The following is a 17,757-nucleotide window of genomic DNA, read 5'->3' on the forward strand; positions in this document are numbered from 1 at the left end:
CGTGCCCGCCCCGCTCTCATCGTCCGCTTCATCGTCTTCCTCGAATCCGCACGCGCAGTCGCAGATCGAACTCGTTCACGTGACGAAACGCTATGGCGACAGCGTGGCCGTCGACAAGCTCGATCTCTTTATCGAAGGTGGCAGTTATTGCTGTCTGCTTGGGCCATCCGGTTGCGGCAAGACCACGACGTTGCGCATGATCGCCGGCCACGAAACCGTCAACGACGGCGACGTGCTGATCGGCGATCGCAACGTCACGCTGCTCGAACCGAGCGACCGCGGCACCGCGATGGTGTTTCAGCACTACGCGCTGTTCCCGCATCTGTCCGCACTCGACAACGTTGCGTTCAGCCTGCGCATGCGCGGCGTCGGACGCGAAGAGCGCGAACAGCGCGCGAAAGCGTTGCTCGAACTCGTTTCAATGGGCCAGTACGCGCATCGCAAGCCAGCGCAGCTTTCCGGCGGCCAGCAGCAGCGCGTCGCACTCGCGCGTGCGTTGCTGAACCAGCCGCGCTGCCTGCTGCTCGACGAGCCGCTATCCGCACTCGATCCATTCCTGCGCGTGCAGATGCGTGCCGAACTGAAACGCTGGCAGAAAGATCTCGGCATCACATTCGTTCACGTCACGCACTCGCAGGAGGAAGCGCTCGCGCTGGCCGATCTCGTCGTCGTGATGAACGGCGGCAAGATCGAGCAGGCGGGCACGCCGCATGAAGTGTTCAACCATCCGCGCACGGAATTCGTCGCGCGTTTTCTGGGCGCGCACAACGTGATTCCGGCGGGTCAGCAGATGATCACCGTGCGCGCCGACCAGTTGCGCGTCGCACCGCACGGCACCGTACCCGTGCAGGACGGCCGCGAAGGCTTGAGCCGCATTGGCGGTGTGCCTTGCCGCGTGACGGCAACCGAGTATCACGGCACGCACGTCCGCATGAGTCTTGTCACCGCCGATACCGATCGCGAGCTGATCGCGCTCGTCGGCGATGCTGAATACGACCCCGCCCAGATGAAGGTAGGAGCGCGCGTCATCGTCTGGTGGAGTGAGGCACATGCGCATGCGCTTGCTGCCTGAAGCGCATTGAAACACGCTTTGAACGATCCGATTTTCTCTGAAAGCATCACAAACGCAACGAGGAGCCTTTGCCATGAGCGACAAGAAAACAACGGACGCCCAGGTGGACACCGCCGCCACAGCCGTCCCTGAGACAGCAACGCATGCACCCGAAGCCGCCGCGCCTGGCGGTCTTTCGCGCCGCACCTTCCTGAAGGGTGCGGTTGCGGCCGCCGGCATCACCGGCTTCCCGTACGTCCACGCGCAGGAAAAGATCACGCTGCGCTATCTCGGCACGGCCGTGAACCAGAGCGCCGACATCGCGAAGAAGTTCAAGGAAGACACGGGCATCGAGCTTCAATACATTCCGCTCACGACCGACGACGTCACGAAGCGCATCATCACGCAGCCGAATTCGTTCGATATTGCCGACACGGAATACTTCTCGCTGAAGAAGCTGATTCCGTCGGGCACGCTCGTCGGTCTCGACGCGAAGAAGATCAAGTATGCGGACAAGATCACACCTGTGCTCACGCGCGGCGAAATCGCCGGCAAGAAGATTGGCGACCAGGGCACTGCGCCGAAGAAAGTCATGTTCCTGACGGGCGAGCATTCGACGCAGTTTTCCACCACGCCCACCGAATGGATGACACTGATCCCGACGACGTACAACGCCGACACGCTCGGCATTCGTCCGGACCTGATCAAGCGCCCGGTGAGCACGTGGGCCGATCTGCTGAATCCTGAGTTCAAGGGCAAGGCGGCGCTGCTCAACATCCCGTCGATCGGCATCATGGACGCCGCCATGGCACTCGAAGCCAGCGGCAAGATGAAGTACGGCGACAAGGGCAACATGACAAAGAAGGAGATCGACGGCACCATCGCCGCGCTGATCGAAGCTAAGCGTGCAGGCCAGTTCCGCGCATTCTGGCGTGACTTCAACGAAAGCGTGAACCTGATGGCGTCGGGCGAAGTGGTGATCCAGTCGATGTGGTCGCCGGCCGTGACGAAGGTGCGCACGATGGGCGTGCCCTGCACGTTCCAGCCGCTGAAAGAAGGCTATCGCGCGTGGGCGTCGGGCTTTGGCTTGCCGCGTACGTTGCAGGGCCGCAAGCGCGATGGCGCGTATGAGTTCATCAACTGGTTCCTCGATGGCTGGGCAGGCGCGTATCTGATGCGTCAGGGCTACTACTCTGCCGTACTTGAAACAGCACGGCCGAAAATGCAGGCGTACGAGTGGGACTACTGGATCGAAGGCAAGCCCGCTACGCAGGAAATCAAGGCGCCAGACGGGCAGGCGCTTGAGAAGGCAGGTGCCACGCGTGATGGCGGTTCCTATCAGGCGCGGATGGGCGCAATCGCCTGCTGGAACGCTGTGATGGACGAGAACATCTACATGGTCCAGAAGTGGAACGAGTTCATCGCAGCCTGATCGTCTGTACATGAAGCAGGGCGCGCCCTGCTTCGCTTCTCAAGTCATTCAAGGACAACGCGATGGCAACGCTTCCCGACACGATCGCCGCTTCGCCTGTCGCACGCGAACGCCGCAAGGAGCGGCGCTCCGCGTGGTGGCAAGCCGCACCGCTTACGCTCGCCTTCCTGCTGTTCTTCATCGTGCCGCTGGTGATGACGCTCGTGGTGAGCTTCTGGAATTTCAACGAATACGAAATCATCCCGGCGTTCACGCTCAAGAACTATCAGGCGATCTTCGATGGCTGCGGTTCCTTGACCAATGTGTGCGTCACGCTCAAGACTTACTGGTCGACGCTGCGCTTTTGCGTGATCGTGTGGGCGGTGACGCTGGTGCTCGGCTTTTCGATTGCATGGTTTCTCGCGTTTCATATACGCACAGTACGCATGCAGACCATTTTGTTCCTTGTCTGCACAATTCCGTTCTGGACGTCCAACGTGATCCGCATGATTTCGTGGATGCCGCTGCTGGGTCGCAATGGGCTCGTCAATGACGCGCTGGTGGGCGCGCATCTCGTCGATAAACCAGTTGAATGGCTGCTGTATTCGGATTTCGCGGTCGTGCTTGCGTTCGTGCATCTCTTCACGTTCTTCATGATCGTGCCGATTTTCAATGCGATGATGCGTATCGACCGCTCGCTCATTGAAGCCGCGCGCGATGCCGGCGCAAGCGGCTGGCAGATCGTGTGGCGCGTGGTGCTGCCGCTGTCCAGAACCGGCGTGATCATCGGCTCGATCTTCGTTGTGACGATCGTGATGGGCGATTTCCTGACCGTTGGCGTGATGGGCGGACAGCAGATTGCATCGGTGGGGAAGATCATTCAGGTACAAACATCGTATCTGCAGTTTCCTGCCGCGGCCGCTAACGCGATGGTGCTGCTCGCCATTGTGCTGATGATGATCTGGGCGCTGACGCGTCTCGTCGATATTCGCAAGGAGCTTTAAATGACCGCGCCCAAAATTCTGCGACGCGACCGGCGTCCCGCGAGTTTCTACTGGCTCTCCGCCCTGTTTGCACTCTTCGTGCTATTTCTTTACGGACCGACGATCACGATTTTCATCCTGTCGTTTCAGGGACCGGAAGGCGGCTTGACGTTTCCGATGCGCGGCGTTTCGCTGCACTGGTTCCAGCAGCTAAGCCAGGGTGTCGGACAGATCGACATCTGGGGCGCCTTTGGCCGCTCGATGAAACTGGCGCTCGTGACGATGATGCTGACCGTCGTATTTTCGCTGATGGCGGGTCTCGCATTCCGCCGGCGCTTTCGCGGTGACGGCGCGGTGTTTTATATGAGCATCGCAAGTCTGATCATGCCGTCAATCATCGTTTCTTTAGGCATTGGCCTGACGTTCCGTCTGCTCGATATGGGCGTGAAAGCCTTTGCAACGACGGTTGGCTGGCAGAGCTTCGCCGACAGCTATACGACCTCGATGGGCCTGTACACGTCGGCGCTCGGTGCGCATCTGACGTGGACGCTGCCGTTCGGCCTGCTCGTCATGTTCGCCGTGTTCAACCGCTTCAACCGCAGTTGGGAAGAAGCCGCGCACGATCTGGGTGCGACGGCGTGGCAGCGTTTTCTGTATGTCGTGCTGCCGATCATCGGCGCATCCGTGATCGGCGTCGGCATGTTCGGCTTTACGCTTTCGTGGGACGAGATTGCGCGGACGTCGCAGGCTATCGGCGATGCGAATACGTTGCCGCTGGAATTGCAGGGGCTGACCACATCGGTGACGACGCCCGTGATCTACGCGCTCGGCACGACGACCACGGTGATGTCGTTTGCGGTGGTGATCTTCTCCATACTGGCCGTGCGCATGATCGCGAGCCGGCGGAAGAAAGCGGGTCTGCTGGCGGCGGTGGAATGAAGCAGACTAAGGCGTGTCGCCGGAAGAAGGCTCTGCTTCCTGCGACAGGCGCGCTTTAGCGTGCCGCATCTTTTCAAGCGTTTTAGGGCCGAGCCTTAGCGCGACGCCGATCGCAAGTGCGTCCATGATGCACAGATGCACGAGGCGCGACACGCCAGGTGTATTCGGATCAATCGCGGTCGGCACACGAAGCAACAGCGGAATATCTACGAGCCACGCAAGACGCGAACCTACGTTCGTGAGTCCGATCGTCGTCGCACCGCGTTCCTTTGCGATCTGGATGCTTTCGTTCACTTCGACGCTACGTCCCGAATGCGAAATCGCGAATGCGACGTCGCCGGGTTCCATCAAGCCGGCGTAAAGCCGTTGCAGATGACCATCGGTGAATGCGCTTGCCGCGATATCGAGCCGCAGGAAACGCAATGCTGCGTCTTGCACTGCGAGACCCGATCCCGAGCCGACGCCAAAGAAATACACACGCCGCGCCGTAGCAATCGCGGAAATCGCAGCTTCAACCGCTGAAGGTTCCAGTGCGCCGCGCGCATGCGTGATGCCCTGAACAGCGGCTTCGCTGACCTTGTCGAAGAGTGTCTGGAGATCGTCATCGCGCGCGACTGCGGTCGATGCATACGGCAATCCGCCCGCGACGCTTTGCGCGAGCTGCATCTTGAAGTCGCGCAGACCATGCGCACCGATCGCGCGACAAAAGCGCGTGACAGATGGCTCCGATACGTCGGCGCGTTGCGCGAGCTCGGTGATGCTGGCGCGCATCGCGAAGTCGACGTCGCTCAGCACCATGTCGGCAACCTTGCGTTCAGCCGGCCGCAGCGACGCAAGCGCGTTGCGGATGTGGGGAATCAGGTTCGGAGCGGACACCCGTGCGTTCCTGTTGGGTTAGAAACTCCGCGTTCCGTCATTGCTCCGACGGCTCCGGCAACACGCGGATCAGCCAAGCCTGGCACCACTCTCCGTGTCGAACAGATGCAGATGTCCGGCCGGCAGTCCAAGCGCGACACGCTGGCCAGGCTCGATCTTCGAGCGCTGACGCGTCGTGACGCACCACGTGCTGCCGCCAATCTGCCCGTATAGATGGGTTTCCGCGCCCGTCGGCTCGACGACTTCGACTTCCATCGCCACGCCCGTGTGCGCCGTCGTGTCCGTTTCGATATGCTCCGGCCGGATACCGAGCGTGACCCGCGCCCCCGGCGCGGCGTAGGCTTTCGCGGCGTCCGGCAGCGGAATGACGTGGTTATCGGAAAGCGCGAGCACGAAGCCGAGGTCGCCTTGCACGATTGTGCCTTCAGCGAAATTCATCGAAGGCGAGCCAAGGAAGCTCGCGACAAACAGGTTCGCGGGGCGATCGTAAAGTTCAAGCGGACGCCCAACCTGCTCGATGCGTCCGGCGTTCATCACGACGATGCGGTCAGCCATCGTCATCGCTTCGATCTGGTCGTGCGTGACGTAGATGATCGTATTCTTCAGACGTTGATGCAGCGCCTTGATTTCAGTGCGCATCTGTACGCGCAGCTTTGCGTCGAGGTTCGAAAGCGGTTCGTCGAACAGGAACAGGGACGGCTCACGCACCACCGCGCGGCCCATCGCGACACGCTGCCGTTGCCCGCCCGACAAAGCGCGCGGCAGGCGGTCCAGATAGCCGCCGAGGTTCAGCATTTTCGCGGCCGTCTCGATACGCGGCTTGAAATTTTTCTCTGATTCCTTCCGGATACGCGGACCAAACGCGATGTTCTCGTACACCGAGAGATGCGGATACAACGCGTAACTCTGGAACACCATCGAAATATTGCGTTCCTGCGGGGCGAGCGCATTTGCGCGCGTGCCGCCGATCATCAGATCGCCGCCGCTGATCTCTTCGAGACCGGCCACCATGCGCATCAAGGTGCTCTTGCCGCAGCCCGAAGGGCCAACCAGCACGACGAATTCGCCGTCGTCGATATGGAGGTCGATGCCATGCACGACCTGCGTATCGCCGTAGCGCTTGAAAATGCCGCTCAGTTGCACTGCTGCCATACTGCCCTCGTCAGGATCGAAAGCGCCGCGCGCGTTGCGCGACGTTCATGCGTTCATCGTGCGATTCTGTTCAAACCAGCTGCCTGCTGGCGCCCTACAGCGCCTCGAGCGTCAATTCCTCTGCCATCATGCGGTTGCCCGCCATCAGACCGCCGTCGACAGGCAGTGCCACGCCCGTAATCACCCGCGCTGCAGGCGACGCGAGAAACAGTACCGCGTCGGCGATATCGTCGGGCGTTGCGAAGTCGCGCAGCGGGTACCACTTCTTAAGCGCCTCGAAAACCTGGGGATTCTTGTCGACACGTGCCTGCCACGCCTGCGTCTTCACCGTGCCCGGACAGACGATGTTCGCGCGGATGCCATAGCGCCCGAGTTCCAGCGCAAGCGCCTTCGTGTAGCTGATAAGACCCGCTTTAGCCGCGCTGTATGCCGGGTGCCCAAGCGACGCCATGCCGTTCACCGAACCGATCAGCACCAGCACGCCGCTTTCACGCTCGATCATCGATGCGCGCACGGCTTCTACCGTGTGATACGTGCCGTTCAGATTCAGATGGACGTCGCGCTGCCAGCTGGCGGCGTCGGTTTTGGCGAGCGTCAGGCCTTCGGCTGCGCCTGCATTGGCGACTACGACGTCAACAGGGCCGGTTGCCGCTACGGCCTTTGCAACAGCGTCGCTCACGGCGGCGGCATCGCCGATGTCGACCGCCACGGGCGTAACGTGTGCCGCGCCAAGCCCGGCGGTCAACGCATTGAGCGCCGTCGCGTCGATATCGAGCGCCAGAACCTTATCGCCCTGCTCCACGAAGCGTTTGCATAACACCCTGCCGATTCCGCCGCAGGCACCCGTCACCAAGACCACGCGATTCATGTCCGACCTCGTCGATGTTGCCCTGCGCGCCGCCGCCTGATGCCCGCGTCGCCGCCGTTACTGCCCGTGCTGCCCCCTGATTCGTGCCCGCCGCGTGCGCTCGAATGGCGGCGGTCTGCCGTTGTTTTTCGCTTCCCGGCGCGTGTAAATTTCCAACAAACACAGCGCCCAGCGGTATTTCCAGCACGCTCGGCCTTTGCCCGGTCTTTTCCTGCACCGCACAAAATATGCCTTCTTTACAGCATATTAAGCAGAAAAGGCTCAAAGAAAAAATATGGCGAACCCTACGTGACAACTATTTTTTCGTCCTGTAGGATTTTTTCAAACAATCCAAACCCAGCGGCCGGCTACGGCGGCAGACCACCCCAGGAGAGACGAAAATGTCGTTGCATGCACGTGCTTCACTTACGCTCGGCAAGCTGGCCGTTGCGCTTACCGTTGCAGGTATCGCAATCTCGGCACACGCCGATACGGTCCGCGTGACCGTCGCCCACTACAGCGACGCCACCGCGCCGTACTTCGAGAAAATGGCCAAGGAGTTCGAAAAGGCCAATCCCGGCACCACGATCAAGATCGAGGACGTGAACTGGGACACGCTGCAACAAAAGCTGCAAACGGACATTTCGGGCAACGCAAACGCCGATCTGGCCATCGTCGGCACGCGCTGGCTGCTGGATTTCGTGAAGGATGACGTCGCCGAGCCGCTCGACGGCTACATGGACGCCTCGTTCAAGAGCCGCTTCATCGGCCCGTTCCTCGCACCGAGCGAGATCAGCGGCAAGACCTACGGCCTGCCGATCGCAGCTTCTGCGCGCGCGCTGTACTACAACAAGGATCTGCTCGCTTCGGTCGGCTATCCGAACGGCCCGAAGACGTGGAACGACGTGATGGACGCGTCGAAGAAACTGAAGGCCAAGGGTGTTGCAGGCTTCGGTCTGCAAGGCAAGGAAATCGAAACCGACGTGTACTACTACTACGCGCTGTGGACGGAAGGTGGCGACGTACTGGGCAAGGACGGCAAGGCCGCGTTCAACTCGCCGGCTGGCGTGAAGGCCGCGACGATGTACAAGCAGATGATCGACGAAGGCCTGACGCAGCCGGGCGTCACGGGTTACAGCCGTGAAGATGTGCAGAATCTGTTCAAGCAGGGCCGCGTCGCGATGGTGATCTCCGCACCGTTCCTCGCCAAGCAGATCAAGAAGGAAGCGCCGAACCTGAAGTACGGTATCGATCCGGTGCCGATGGGCACGAAGGCAGCAACGTACGCGGTCACCGATTCGATCGTGATGTTCAAGAACTCGAAGGTGAAGAAGGACGCCTGGAAGTTCCTCGACTTCCTGTTCACGAAGCAACCGCGCGTCGAATTCACGAGCACGGAAGGTTTCCTGCCGACGACGAAGGCCGAAGCGACGGACCCGGTGTTCAACGATCCGGACACGAAGGCATTCGTTGCACTGCTGCCGACGGCGAAGTTCGCGCCGACGGTGACGGGCTGGGAAGACACCGCGAAAGCCGTGACCAACTCAATGCAATCGATCTACCTCGCCAAGGCCAAGCCGGCGGACGCGCTGAACGACGCGGCCACGCAGGCGAACAAGGCGCTGGGTCATTGATGTGGCGGGCCGTGTCGAAGCCATTATGGCTTCGATTGCGGCCCGTTTGATGTTTTCCGGGCTTGAACGGGTGGTGTCGGCGCCTGCTCAAGCCCCGCCTTGATCGGCCCATTCTGGCGCGCCGGCGTGATATTGCATCATGGCCGGCGCCTCTTTTGATCGAGCACGCATGAGCCGTCCCGCTTCGTCGCGCCTTCCGGCGCCCTGGTTGCTGATTGCGCCGAGTCTGATCCTCGCGCTCTTCATCATCACCTATCCAATTTTCAACATCGTGTGGCAATCGGTGCATGAGGTGTCGCGTTTCGGTGCGATCCGCGATTTCACCGGCCTCGAGAACTTCCGCACGGTCTTCACCGATCCCGCGTTCCTCGATGCGCTGCGGCGTACGCTCGTGTGGACGGTGTGCGTAGTCGGCGGCACTGTCCTGACTTCGGTGCCTGTTGCGCTGGTGCTCAATCAGGATTTCTACGGCCGCGGCATCGCGCGCACGCTCGTGATGCTGCCGTGGTCCGTGTCGCTGACGATGACGGCCGTGGTCTGGCGCTGGTCGTTCAACGACGACTACGGCATGGTCAACGTCACGCTTCAACGCCTTGGTCTGATCTCTGGTCCGATCCACTGGCTCGCTACGCCTGAACTGGCGTTCCCGGTGGAAATCGCGGTCGGTATTCTCGTGTCGGTTCCCTTTACGGTGACGATCCTGCTTGGCGGCCTGTCGTCGGTGCCGGGCGACATCTACGAGGCCGCGCGGATGGATGGCGCGAGCGCGTGGCAGATGTTCCGCAAGCTCACGCTGCCGCTGCTGCGTCCGTTCGTCAATATGGCGATCCTGCTGAACGTGATCTACGTGTTCAACTCGTTCCCGATTATCTGGGTGATGACGCAGGGCGGTCCGGACAACGGCACGCATATTCTCGTCACGTACCTGTATGAGCTGGGCTTCCGGCTTGGCAGACCGGGGCAGGCGGCAGCCGTGTCGCTCATCATGCTCGTGATGCTGTTTGTGTTCTCGATGGCGTATCTGCGCATCCAGCCGAAGTCGTCAGGAGACCTGGCATGAGCATCAAGATGAAGCGCACCGTGTGGTGCTGGCTCGCCCTCACGCCGCTGATTATCGTGATCCTGTTTCCGTTCGCGGTGATGCTGTTCACCGCGCTCAAGCCTGCTAACGAAGTGTTTGTTTATCCGGCGCGCTGGCTGCCGGTGCACTGGCAGTGGCAGAACTTCGTCGATATGTGGACGGCGGCGAATTTCGGCGTCGCGTTGCGTAATAGCACGGTCATCAGTCTGCTTTCGACGGCGCTGGCGCTTGCCGTTAGCCTTCCGGCCGCTTATGCGCTTGCGCGCTTTCCGTTCAAGGGACGCGGCGTGTATCGCCAGTTCCTGCTCGTTACGCAGATGCTTTCGCCGATTCTGCTGGTGGTCGGTCTGTTCCGGCTTGCAGCGATGATTCCTTACGGCGACGGTAATCTGGTCGATTCGAAGATCGGCGTGATCGTTTCGTATGCGGCCTTCAATATCGCGTTTGCGGTGTGGATGCTTTCGTCTTACTTCCAGACGGTGCCCCGGGATCTTGAAGAGTCGGCCTGGCTTGAAGGATGCAGTCGGACGAAGGCTGTTTTCAAGGTGTTTTTGCCGCTGGCCGTGCCGGCGATCGTCGTGACTGCAATCTTCACGTTCATCAATGCGTGGAATGAGTTTGCTGTGGTCTATACGTTGATCCGCTCGCCTGAGAACAAGACGCTAACCGTACAGGTGACCGATATGGTGGCCGGCAAGTATGTCGTCGAATGGCATCTGGTGATGGCTGCGACGCTGTGCGCGACCTTGCCGGTTTCGGTTGTATTTGCCTGGTTGCAGCGGTACCTGGTTAAGGGGCTTGCGCTTGGGGCCGTGAAGTAGCGGAATCATTGATTCGGTCCGGCAGCTTTTGAGCCTGTTGCCGCGTCGCCCATCGGCCTCTCCCCTGCCGTAAAAATGGCGCTCTTGCCCAGGTCGAGAAATTGCTCTGCCGTCGTAGTCGAAAAGAGATGCATGGCGCGCGCGATGATGGCGGTCCAGCCGGTCTGGTGGCTCGCACCGAGACCCGCTCCGTTATCGCCGTGGAAGTACTCATAGAAGAGGACGTGGTCGCGCCATAGCGGGTCCTCCTGAAGCAACCGGCTGCCCCCGTAGACCGGCCGCCGCCCATCGTCGTCGCGAAGGAAAATGCTGGCCAGCCGACGCGCAATCTCTTCGGCGATCTGGTACAGGGTCATGTGCCGGCCGGAGCCCGTCGGACATTCGACCGTGAAATCATTCCCGTAGTAGCTGTAGTACTGCAGCAAGGCCCGGATAATCAGCGCATTGACCGGCATCCAGATCGGGCCGCGCCAGTTGGAGTTGCCCCCGAACATTCCCGTATCGGACTCGGCCGGCAGATATGACACCCGGTACTCCTCGTCGCCCACGCGGTGCACGTAGGGATGTTCCGCGTGGTAGCGGGAGAGCGAGCGTATGCCGTAGGGACTCAGAAACTCGTTTTCGTCGAGCATCGTCGCCAATACGCGGCGCAGCTTGCTCTCATCGAGGACGGCCGCCAGCTTCCGACCGGCATGTCCAGGTTTGTTCGGGTTATGGATGAATGCGGTGAGTTCCGGCCGCGCCTCCATGAATTTGCGCAATCCCAGTTTCGCCTCGGGAACCGCGTCCATGAGGTCTCCGGTAAAGGAGGTCACCGCGCACAGCGGGAGTAGTCCCACCATGGAGCGAACCTTGAGGCGCTGTGAGCCACCGTTCGGCAGTCGAAGCACATCGTAGAAGAAGCCGTCTTCTTCGTCCCACATTCCAGTATTTTCGCCGGCATGGAGCATGGACGACGCAATCCACAGAAAATGGGAGGTGAACTTGACACACATCTGGATGTAGGCGGGCCGCTCGAGCGTCAGCTCGATCGCGATCTCAAGCATGTTCTGGCAAAACAGCGCCATCCACGCTGTGCCATCGGCCTGTTCCAGGTGGCCGCCCGTCGGCAGCGGCGCACTGCGGTCGAAAACCCCGATGTTGTCCAGCCCCAGGAATCCGCCCTCGAAAACGTTGTCCCCGGAGCGATCCTTGCGGTTCACCCACCAGGTGAAGTTGAGCAGCAGCTTCTGAAAGGAGCGCTCGAGCCATTCGACGTCGCCCTTTCCGTGCCGCGCCTGATCGAGTCGATACGTGAAGATCGTGGCCCATGCATGCACCGGCGGGTTCACATCGCCGAAGTTCCACTCGTACGCCGGAATCTGTCCGCTCGGGTGGAGATAGCGGTCCCGGAACATCAGTTCCAGCTGTTGCTTGCCGAAGTCCTCATCGACGAGGGTCAGCGCAAGGACATGAAACGCCAGGTCCCAGGCTGCATACCATGGGTATTCCCACTTGTCCGGCATCGAGAGGATGTCCGCGTTGTACAGGTGGCGCCAGCGGTCATTGCGGGGTGCGCGGCGTTTCGACCCGGACGGGCCGGTGCCGGCCTCCGAAAGCCACTTGTCGACATCGTAGAAGTAGAACTGCTTCGACCACAGCACGCCCGCGAGCGCCTGGCGCATCACGCTGGCGGCATCCGCGGCCAGCGAAGAAGGGATCACTTCAGCGTAGAACTCGTCGGCTTCGCGCCGTCGAGCGTTCATTGTCGTAGCAAACGCAATTCCGAACGGTCCGCCATCCGCGTTTCCAGGCGCAGCCGACGGCGCGGGTGCCTGATCGCTCAGACGCAGGCGAAGCATTCGGGATTCGTGTGCGTCAACAGTGAGCGAATAGTGGGCCGCAGCTTTTGTGCCTTCATTCGCTGGGTTGACTGCGCCCTTGCGACCGTGAACGATATAGTCGTTGATGCCGTCCTTGACGTACGGCGTCCGGTTGGGAACGCCCGCGAGGCGCTCGGTGTTGGTCTCGTTCCCGGTGAACAGCAGCGAGCATTCGCCTTCGCAAAAGAGGAACCGCTCTCCGAGATCCGCATCTGACGCAACGACCGTACCGCAGGCGTCGTGCCTGGCCGACTGCCGCAGTAACGGTCTTGGAACATCGGCGCCCCACGACCATACGTTGCGAAACCATACCGTCGGCAGCACGTGCAGCGTAGCCGCCTCCGGGCCGCGATTGCAGACGGTGATCTCGATGAGAACGTCTTCTGGCGAAGCCTTCGCGTATTCGACGAATACATCAAAATATCGGTCATCGTTGAACACGCCCGTATCGAGCAATTCGTATTCGAAATCCTGTCGGCTCCTGCGCCGGTTGGTCGCCACGAGGTCATCGTACGGAAAGGCCGCCTGCGGGTATTTGTACAGATACTTCATGTACGAGTGGGTCGGCGTGGAGTCGAGATAGAAATAGCATTCCTTGACGTCTTCGCCGTGGTTTCCCTCGCTGTTGGTCAAGCCAAACAGACGCTCCTTGAGGATGGCGTCCCTGCCGTTCCACAGGGCCAGCGCGAAGCAGAGGCGCTGGTGGTCATCGGAGATGCCGGCGAGGCCATCCTCTCCCCAACGATATGCGCGGGAACGTGCCTCATCGTGAGTGAAATAGTTCCATGCGTCGCCGGACTCGCTATAGTCCTCGCGCACTGTTCCCCACTGCCGCTCCGATAGATAAGGCCCCCACTTCTTCCAGGCCACCTCCTGCTCGCGCTCCTCCTGAAGACGCTTGTGCTCAGCGGTCACCTGACACCCCCACGTTTCTGGCCGATTAAGTGAAGCCGCCTTGCGTCATGGACCGATTCGACTGCCACGGCCACTACGAGCGCGGTGGTCGAACAGTAGCACCATGTTTCTAATTACAACTCCGGTTGCTGGCGGTCGTGATGCACGTCTTGCCGTTTGAGCTCTTTTATACACCGTTGCCATGAATGGTTCTGTTCCTCCTCAAGCTTGCAACGCTTCCATCAGCACCTGCACTAACCGGCCACCTTCCGGCGTGGCCCAGCTACCGGCAAGTGCCGCGATCAGCTGGTTGGTACTCGTCAGCGTGACGCCACCGCGCTCCATCCGGCGCAGTGCAATGTCGTCAGCCATCTTGTCTGAAGAAATTCTTCACTTCCCCAAAGCTCCAATTTACTTGACATCTAAACTATCAAGGGCTAAATTAAATCCAGAAATCCACGTCTGGAGCACGGCATGCGAATCGTCTGTATCGGAGGAGGCCCCGCTGGCCTGTACTTTGGGCTGTTGATGAAGGGCCGGAACCCGCAGCACGAAGTGACGGTGGTTGAAAGAAACCGTCCGTATGACACGTTCGGCTGGGGCGTCGTGTTTTCGGACCAGACACTCGGCAACCTGCGCGCGGCCGACGCGCCCAGTGCCGATCACATCCTCGACGCATTCAATCACTGGGACGACATCGAGATCAACTTTCGCGGCAAACAGGTTCGCTCGTCCGGCCACGGCTTTTGCGGCATTGGCCGCAAGCGTCTGCTGAATATCCTGCAGGCGCGCTGCGAGGAACTGGGCGTCAAGCTCGTCTTCGAAACCCAGGTGACGAATGACGACGTCTACGACGCCGACCTGATCATCGCCTGCGACGGCGCCAACAGCGCAATCCGCCAGAAATACGTGGCGACGTATCAGCCCGACATCGACATGCGCAACTGCCGTTTCGTCTGGCTCGGCACGAAGAAGCTCTTCGATGCATTCACCTTCGCGTTCGAAGAAACCGAATGGGGCTGGTTCCAGGCGCACGCGTACCGCTTTGACGACAACACGTCGACATTCATCGTCGAAACCCCTGAGCACGTGTGGCGGGCCGCGGGTCTTGAAGAGATGAGCAAGGAAGACGGCATCGCATTCTGCGAGCGGCTCTTTGCGAAATATCTCGACGGCAATCCGCTGCTTTCCAATGCGAGCCACCTGCGCGGCTCGTCGCAATGGATCCGCTTTCCGCGCGTCGTCAACAAGGAATGGGTGCACTGGAAACCACGCGCGGACGGCAGCAAGACGCCGGTCGTGTTGATGGGCGATGCCGCGCACACCGCGCACTTTTCGATCGGCTCGGGCACGAAGCTCGCCCTCGAAGATGCAATCGAACTGGCCAGCAGCATCGACGCGCATCCCGACAATCTCGGCGAAGCGCTAAAGCACTACACCGAGGTCCGCAGCGTCGACGTGCTGCGGATTCAAAACGCTGCGCGCAATTCGACGGAATGGTTCGAGAACGTCAACCGTTACACGTCGTTCGATCCGGAACAGTTTGCCTATTCGCTGCTCACGCGCTCGCAGCGCATCTCGCACGAGAACCTTCGAGCACGCGATGCGCGCTACGTGTCGCAATTCGAAGACTGGCTCGCGAGCGAATCAGGCACCGCGCGTGCCGAACACCAACGTCCGATACCGCCGATGTTCACTCCGTTCACGCTGCGTGGCGTCACGTTGAAGAACCGGGTCGTCGTATCGCCGATGGCGCAGTATTCTGCCATCGATGGCATTGCCGGTGACTATCATCTGATGCATCTCGGCGCGCGCGCCATGGGCGGCGCCGCGCTTGTGATGACCGAAATGACCTGCGTGTCGCCGGAAGCGCGTATCACGCCCGGGTGCCCTGGCATGTATGCACCGGAACATCTCGACGCATGGCGAAGGATCGTCGAATTCGTGCATCGTCAGTCAGATGCAAAGATCGGTTTGCAACTCGGACACGCTGGCGCCAAGGCATCGACGCGCGTCGCATGGGAAGGCATCGATCAGCCACTTCCAGACGGCAACTGGCCGCTGGTTTCAGCTTCGCCGCAACAGTATTTGCATGGCGTAAGCCAGTGGTCGCGCGAAGCGACGCACGACGATCTCCGAACGATCGAAGCGCAATTTGTGCGTGCAACGGAAATGGCCGTTAAGGCCGGCTTCGACTGGCTCGAACTGCACTGCGCGCACGGATACTTCCTTTCGAGCTTTCTCTCGCCGCTTACCAACAAACGCACGGATGAATACGGTGGCTCGCTCGCGAACCGTCTGCGTTATCCGCTGCAGGTGTTCGCTGCGATCCGCAAGGTGTGGCCTGCGGACAAGCCGATTTCAGTCCGCATTTCCGCACACGACTGGGTCGATGGCGGCACGACCCCGGATGATGCCGTTGAAATCGCACGCGCATTCAAAGCGGCAGGTGTGGACATGATCGACGTTTCGTCGGGACAGGTCAGCAAGGAAGAAAAACCCGTCTACGGCCGCATGTTTCAGACACCGTTCGCCGATCGTATCCGCAACGAAGCTGGCATCGCGACGATCGCCGTCGGTGCGATTTCGGAAGCGGATCACGTCAACAGCATCATCGCTGCGGGACGCGCCGATCTGTGCGCGGTCGCGCGTCCACATCTGGCCAATCCTTCGTGGACGCTCAACGAAGCTGCGCGGATCGGCTATTTCGACGTTGCGTGGCCCAGGCAGTACATCGCCGCGAAATCGCAGCTTGAACGTAATCTCGAGCGCGAACGCGCGCAGGCCGTCGAGAACGCGCGGCTGTCGCCACAGGAGCGCGCGCAGCGCGCGGAGGGAACAGTGTGAGCAACGCATGGCAGGGACTTGAAGGACGACATGCCGTCGTCACGGGCGGCGGCAGCGGCATCGGTGCAGCGACAGCCACCGCGCTTGTACGTGCGGGTGCACGCGTCACACTGATGGGCCGCGATGGGGCAAGACTCGAAGCGCAACGCGATGCGTTAAGCGGTGCAGGCGAAGTGAGCTTCGTCAGCGTCGACGTCACGCAGGAAGCTTCGGTTGTGGCGGCATTCGCGCAGGCAACCGAACGTGCGGGCCCGGTCGATGTGCTCATCAACAACGCGGGTCAGGCGCAGGCGGCACCCTTCACGCACACCGACATGTCGCTCTGGCAACGCATGCTCGACGTGAATCTCACCGGCGTTTTCCTGTGCACGCGCGCCGTGTTGCCCGCGATGCTCGAACGCGGCACAGGCCGGATCGTCAACGTCGCAAGCACGGCTGGACAGACGGGATACGCCTACGTCGCCGCCTACTGCGCCGCGAAACACGGCGTGATTGGCCTCACCCGCTCACTCGCGCGCGAAGTCGCTACAAAGGGCATCACCGTAAACGCAGTGTGTCCCGGTTATACCGAAACAGAACTGCTGCGCGCATCGCTCGATCAGATTACCGCGAAGACTTCACGCAGCGAGCAGGAAGCGCGTGAAGCACTGCTGCGCCAGAATCCGCAACACCGCTTCGTCGCGCCGGAAGAAGTCGCGAACAGCGTGCTCTGGCTATGCGCGCCGGGCTCCGATGCAATCACCGGACAGTCGATCTCCGTCTCAGGTGGAGAAATAGTGTGACCCCTACAGCCAAAGTGAAAAAGACATCTTCTGCTGAAGCAAAGACAGCGCGCAAAGGCGTGGCCAAACCCGCCGACAACGTCGTCGATCTTGAGATGAGTACTGGCGCGGACAGCCATATGGGTCTGCGTCTGTGGCTGCGCATGCTGACCACCACCAACCTCGTGCAAGCCGAATTGCGCAAACGTCTGCGCGCTGATTTCGACACGACGTTGCCGCGTTTCGATCTGATGGCGCAACTCGAGCGCCATCCCGACGGACTGAAGATGACCGAGCTGTCCCGCCGCATGATGGTGACAGGTGGCAACGTCACGGGCATCACCGATCAGCTCGAAAAAGAAGGGCTCGTGGTGCGCGATGTCGATCCGAACGACCGTCGCTCGATCAGCGTGAAGCTCACCGCGGACGGCCGCGCGCTCTTCGACAGCATGGCGATTGCGCACGAACAGTGGGTCGTCGAAATGTTCGGCGGCCTCGATCTCGACGAAAAATCGCGGATGCATCTGCGTCTAGGCAAGCTCAAGAAACATCTGCTCGATAACCTGGGCAGCTGATCCGCACCGAACTGGAGAAGACT

General features: G+C 60.7%; 14 protein-coding genes and 1 pseudogene. 10 read left to right on the forward strand and 5 right to left on the reverse strand.

What is annotated here, in order from left to right; all coding sequences use genetic code 11:
* Position 1: 1 nt before the first annotated feature.
* From P3T21_RS12265 to P3T21_RS12280, 4 genes are all read left to right on the forward strand, one after another.
* Positions 2 to 1,072, forward strand: a complete 1,071-nt coding sequence (locus tag P3T21_RS12265; protein ID WP_429256191.1) for an ABC transporter ATP-binding protein — start codon at positions 2 to 4, stop codon at positions 1,070 to 1,072.
* Positions 1,073 to 1,145: 73 nt separating this feature from the next.
* A complete protein-coding gene (locus tag P3T21_RS12270; RefSeq protein WP_429256192.1) occupies positions 1,146 to 2,483 on the forward strand; it encodes an ABC transporter substrate-binding protein in 1,338 nt (445 codons plus the stop codon).
* A 62-nt stretch (positions 2,484 to 2,545) separates the two neighbouring features.
* Positions 2,546 to 3,466, forward strand: a complete 921-nt coding sequence (locus P3T21_RS12275) for an ABC transporter permease (protein ID WP_429256193.1) — start codon at positions 2,546 to 2,548, stop codon at positions 3,464 to 3,466.
* Positions 3,467 to 4,384: an ABC transporter permease gene (locus P3T21_RS12280; RefSeq protein WP_429256194.1), complete on the forward strand. Its 918-nt coding sequence runs from the start codon at positions 3,467 to 3,469 to the stop codon at positions 4,382 to 4,384.
* A gap of 6 nt (positions 4,385 to 4,390) precedes the next feature.
* On the opposite strand, the gene P3T21_RS12285 is transcribed toward P3T21_RS12280, so the two are convergent.
* From P3T21_RS12285 to P3T21_RS12295, 3 genes are all read right to left on the reverse strand, one after another.
* A complete protein-coding gene (locus tag P3T21_RS12285) occupies positions 4,391 to 5,260 on the reverse strand; it encodes a MurR/RpiR family transcriptional regulator (RefSeq protein WP_429256195.1) in 870 nt (289 codons plus the stop codon).
* Between the two features lie 69 nt (positions 5,261 to 5,329).
* Positions 5,330 to 6,412, reverse strand: a complete 1,083-nt coding sequence (locus P3T21_RS12290) for an ABC transporter ATP-binding protein (RefSeq protein WP_429256196.1) — start codon at positions 6,410 to 6,412, stop codon at positions 5,330 to 5,332.
* Between the two features lie 94 nt (positions 6,413 to 6,506).
* A complete protein-coding gene (locus tag P3T21_RS12295; protein WP_429256197.1) occupies positions 6,507 to 7,280 on the reverse strand; it encodes an SDR family oxidoreductase in 774 nt (257 codons plus the stop codon).
* A gap of 380 nt (positions 7,281 to 7,660) precedes the next feature.
* On the opposite strand from P3T21_RS12295, the gene P3T21_RS12300 reads away from it, so the two are divergent.
* The 3 genes from P3T21_RS12300 (at position 7,661) to P3T21_RS12310 (ending at position 10,795) form a co-directional block, all read left to right on the forward strand.
* Positions 7,661 to 8,893, forward strand: a complete 1,233-nt coding sequence (locus P3T21_RS12300) for an ABC transporter substrate-binding protein (RefSeq protein ID WP_429256198.1) — start codon at positions 7,661 to 7,663, stop codon at positions 8,891 to 8,893.
* Positions 8,894 to 9,062: 169 nt separating this feature from the next.
* Positions 9,063 to 9,953, forward strand: a complete 891-nt coding sequence (locus P3T21_RS12305; RefSeq protein WP_429256199.1) for a carbohydrate ABC transporter permease — start codon at positions 9,063 to 9,065, stop codon at positions 9,951 to 9,953.
* A complete protein-coding gene (locus P3T21_RS12310) occupies positions 9,950 to 10,795 on the forward strand; it encodes a carbohydrate ABC transporter permease (RefSeq protein WP_429256200.1) in 846 nt (281 codons plus the stop codon). Before P3T21_RS12305 ends, P3T21_RS12310 begins: the two co-directional genes overlap by 4 nt.
* A gap of 5 nt (positions 10,796 to 10,800) precedes the next feature.
* Here P3T21_RS12310 and P3T21_RS12315 read toward each other — a convergent pair whose 3' ends face one another.
* Positions 10,801 to 13,572, reverse strand: coding sequence for an MGH1-like glycoside hydrolase domain-containing protein (locus P3T21_RS12315; protein WP_429256201.1), 2,772 nt, complete (start codon positions 13,570 to 13,572; stop codon positions 10,801 to 10,803).
* A 201-nt stretch (positions 13,573 to 13,773) separates the two neighbouring features.
* A pseudogene (locus tag P3T21_RS12320) lies at positions 13,774 to 13,935 on the reverse strand (isochorismatase family protein); the annotation flags it as partial.
* 90 nt (positions 13,936 to 14,025) lie between these two features.
* On the opposite strand from P3T21_RS12320, the gene P3T21_RS12325 reads away from it, so the two are divergent.
* Genes P3T21_RS12325 through P3T21_RS12335 form a run of 3 tightly spaced genes read left to right on the forward strand, consistent with a single transcriptional unit; the run spans position 14,026 to position 17,734 of the window.
* Positions 14,026 to 16,398, forward strand: coding sequence for a bifunctional salicylyl-CoA 5-hydroxylase/oxidoreductase (locus tag P3T21_RS12325; RefSeq protein ID WP_429256202.1), 2,373 nt, complete (start codon positions 14,026 to 14,028; stop codon positions 16,396 to 16,398).
* Positions 16,395 to 17,180 carry an SDR family NAD(P)-dependent oxidoreductase gene (locus P3T21_RS12330; protein ID WP_429256203.1) on the forward strand — a complete coding sequence of 262 codons (786 nt, stop codon included), beginning with the start codon at positions 16,395 to 16,397 and terminating at the stop codon, positions 17,178 to 17,180. The genes P3T21_RS12325 and P3T21_RS12330 overlap by 4 nt, the downstream gene beginning before the upstream one ends.
* Positions 17,177 to 17,734: a MarR family winged helix-turn-helix transcriptional regulator gene (locus P3T21_RS12335; protein ID WP_429256204.1), complete on the forward strand. Its 558-nt coding sequence runs from the start codon at positions 17,177 to 17,179 to the stop codon at positions 17,732 to 17,734. Before P3T21_RS12330 ends, P3T21_RS12335 begins: the two co-directional genes overlap by 4 nt.
* The last annotated feature ends 23 nt before the right edge of the window (positions 17,735 to 17,757 follow it).

This window comes from Paraburkholderia sp. GAS334 (assembly GCF_050436625.1).
Classification (GTDB): Bacteria; Pseudomonadota; Gammaproteobacteria; order Burkholderiales; family Burkholderiaceae; genus Paraburkholderia.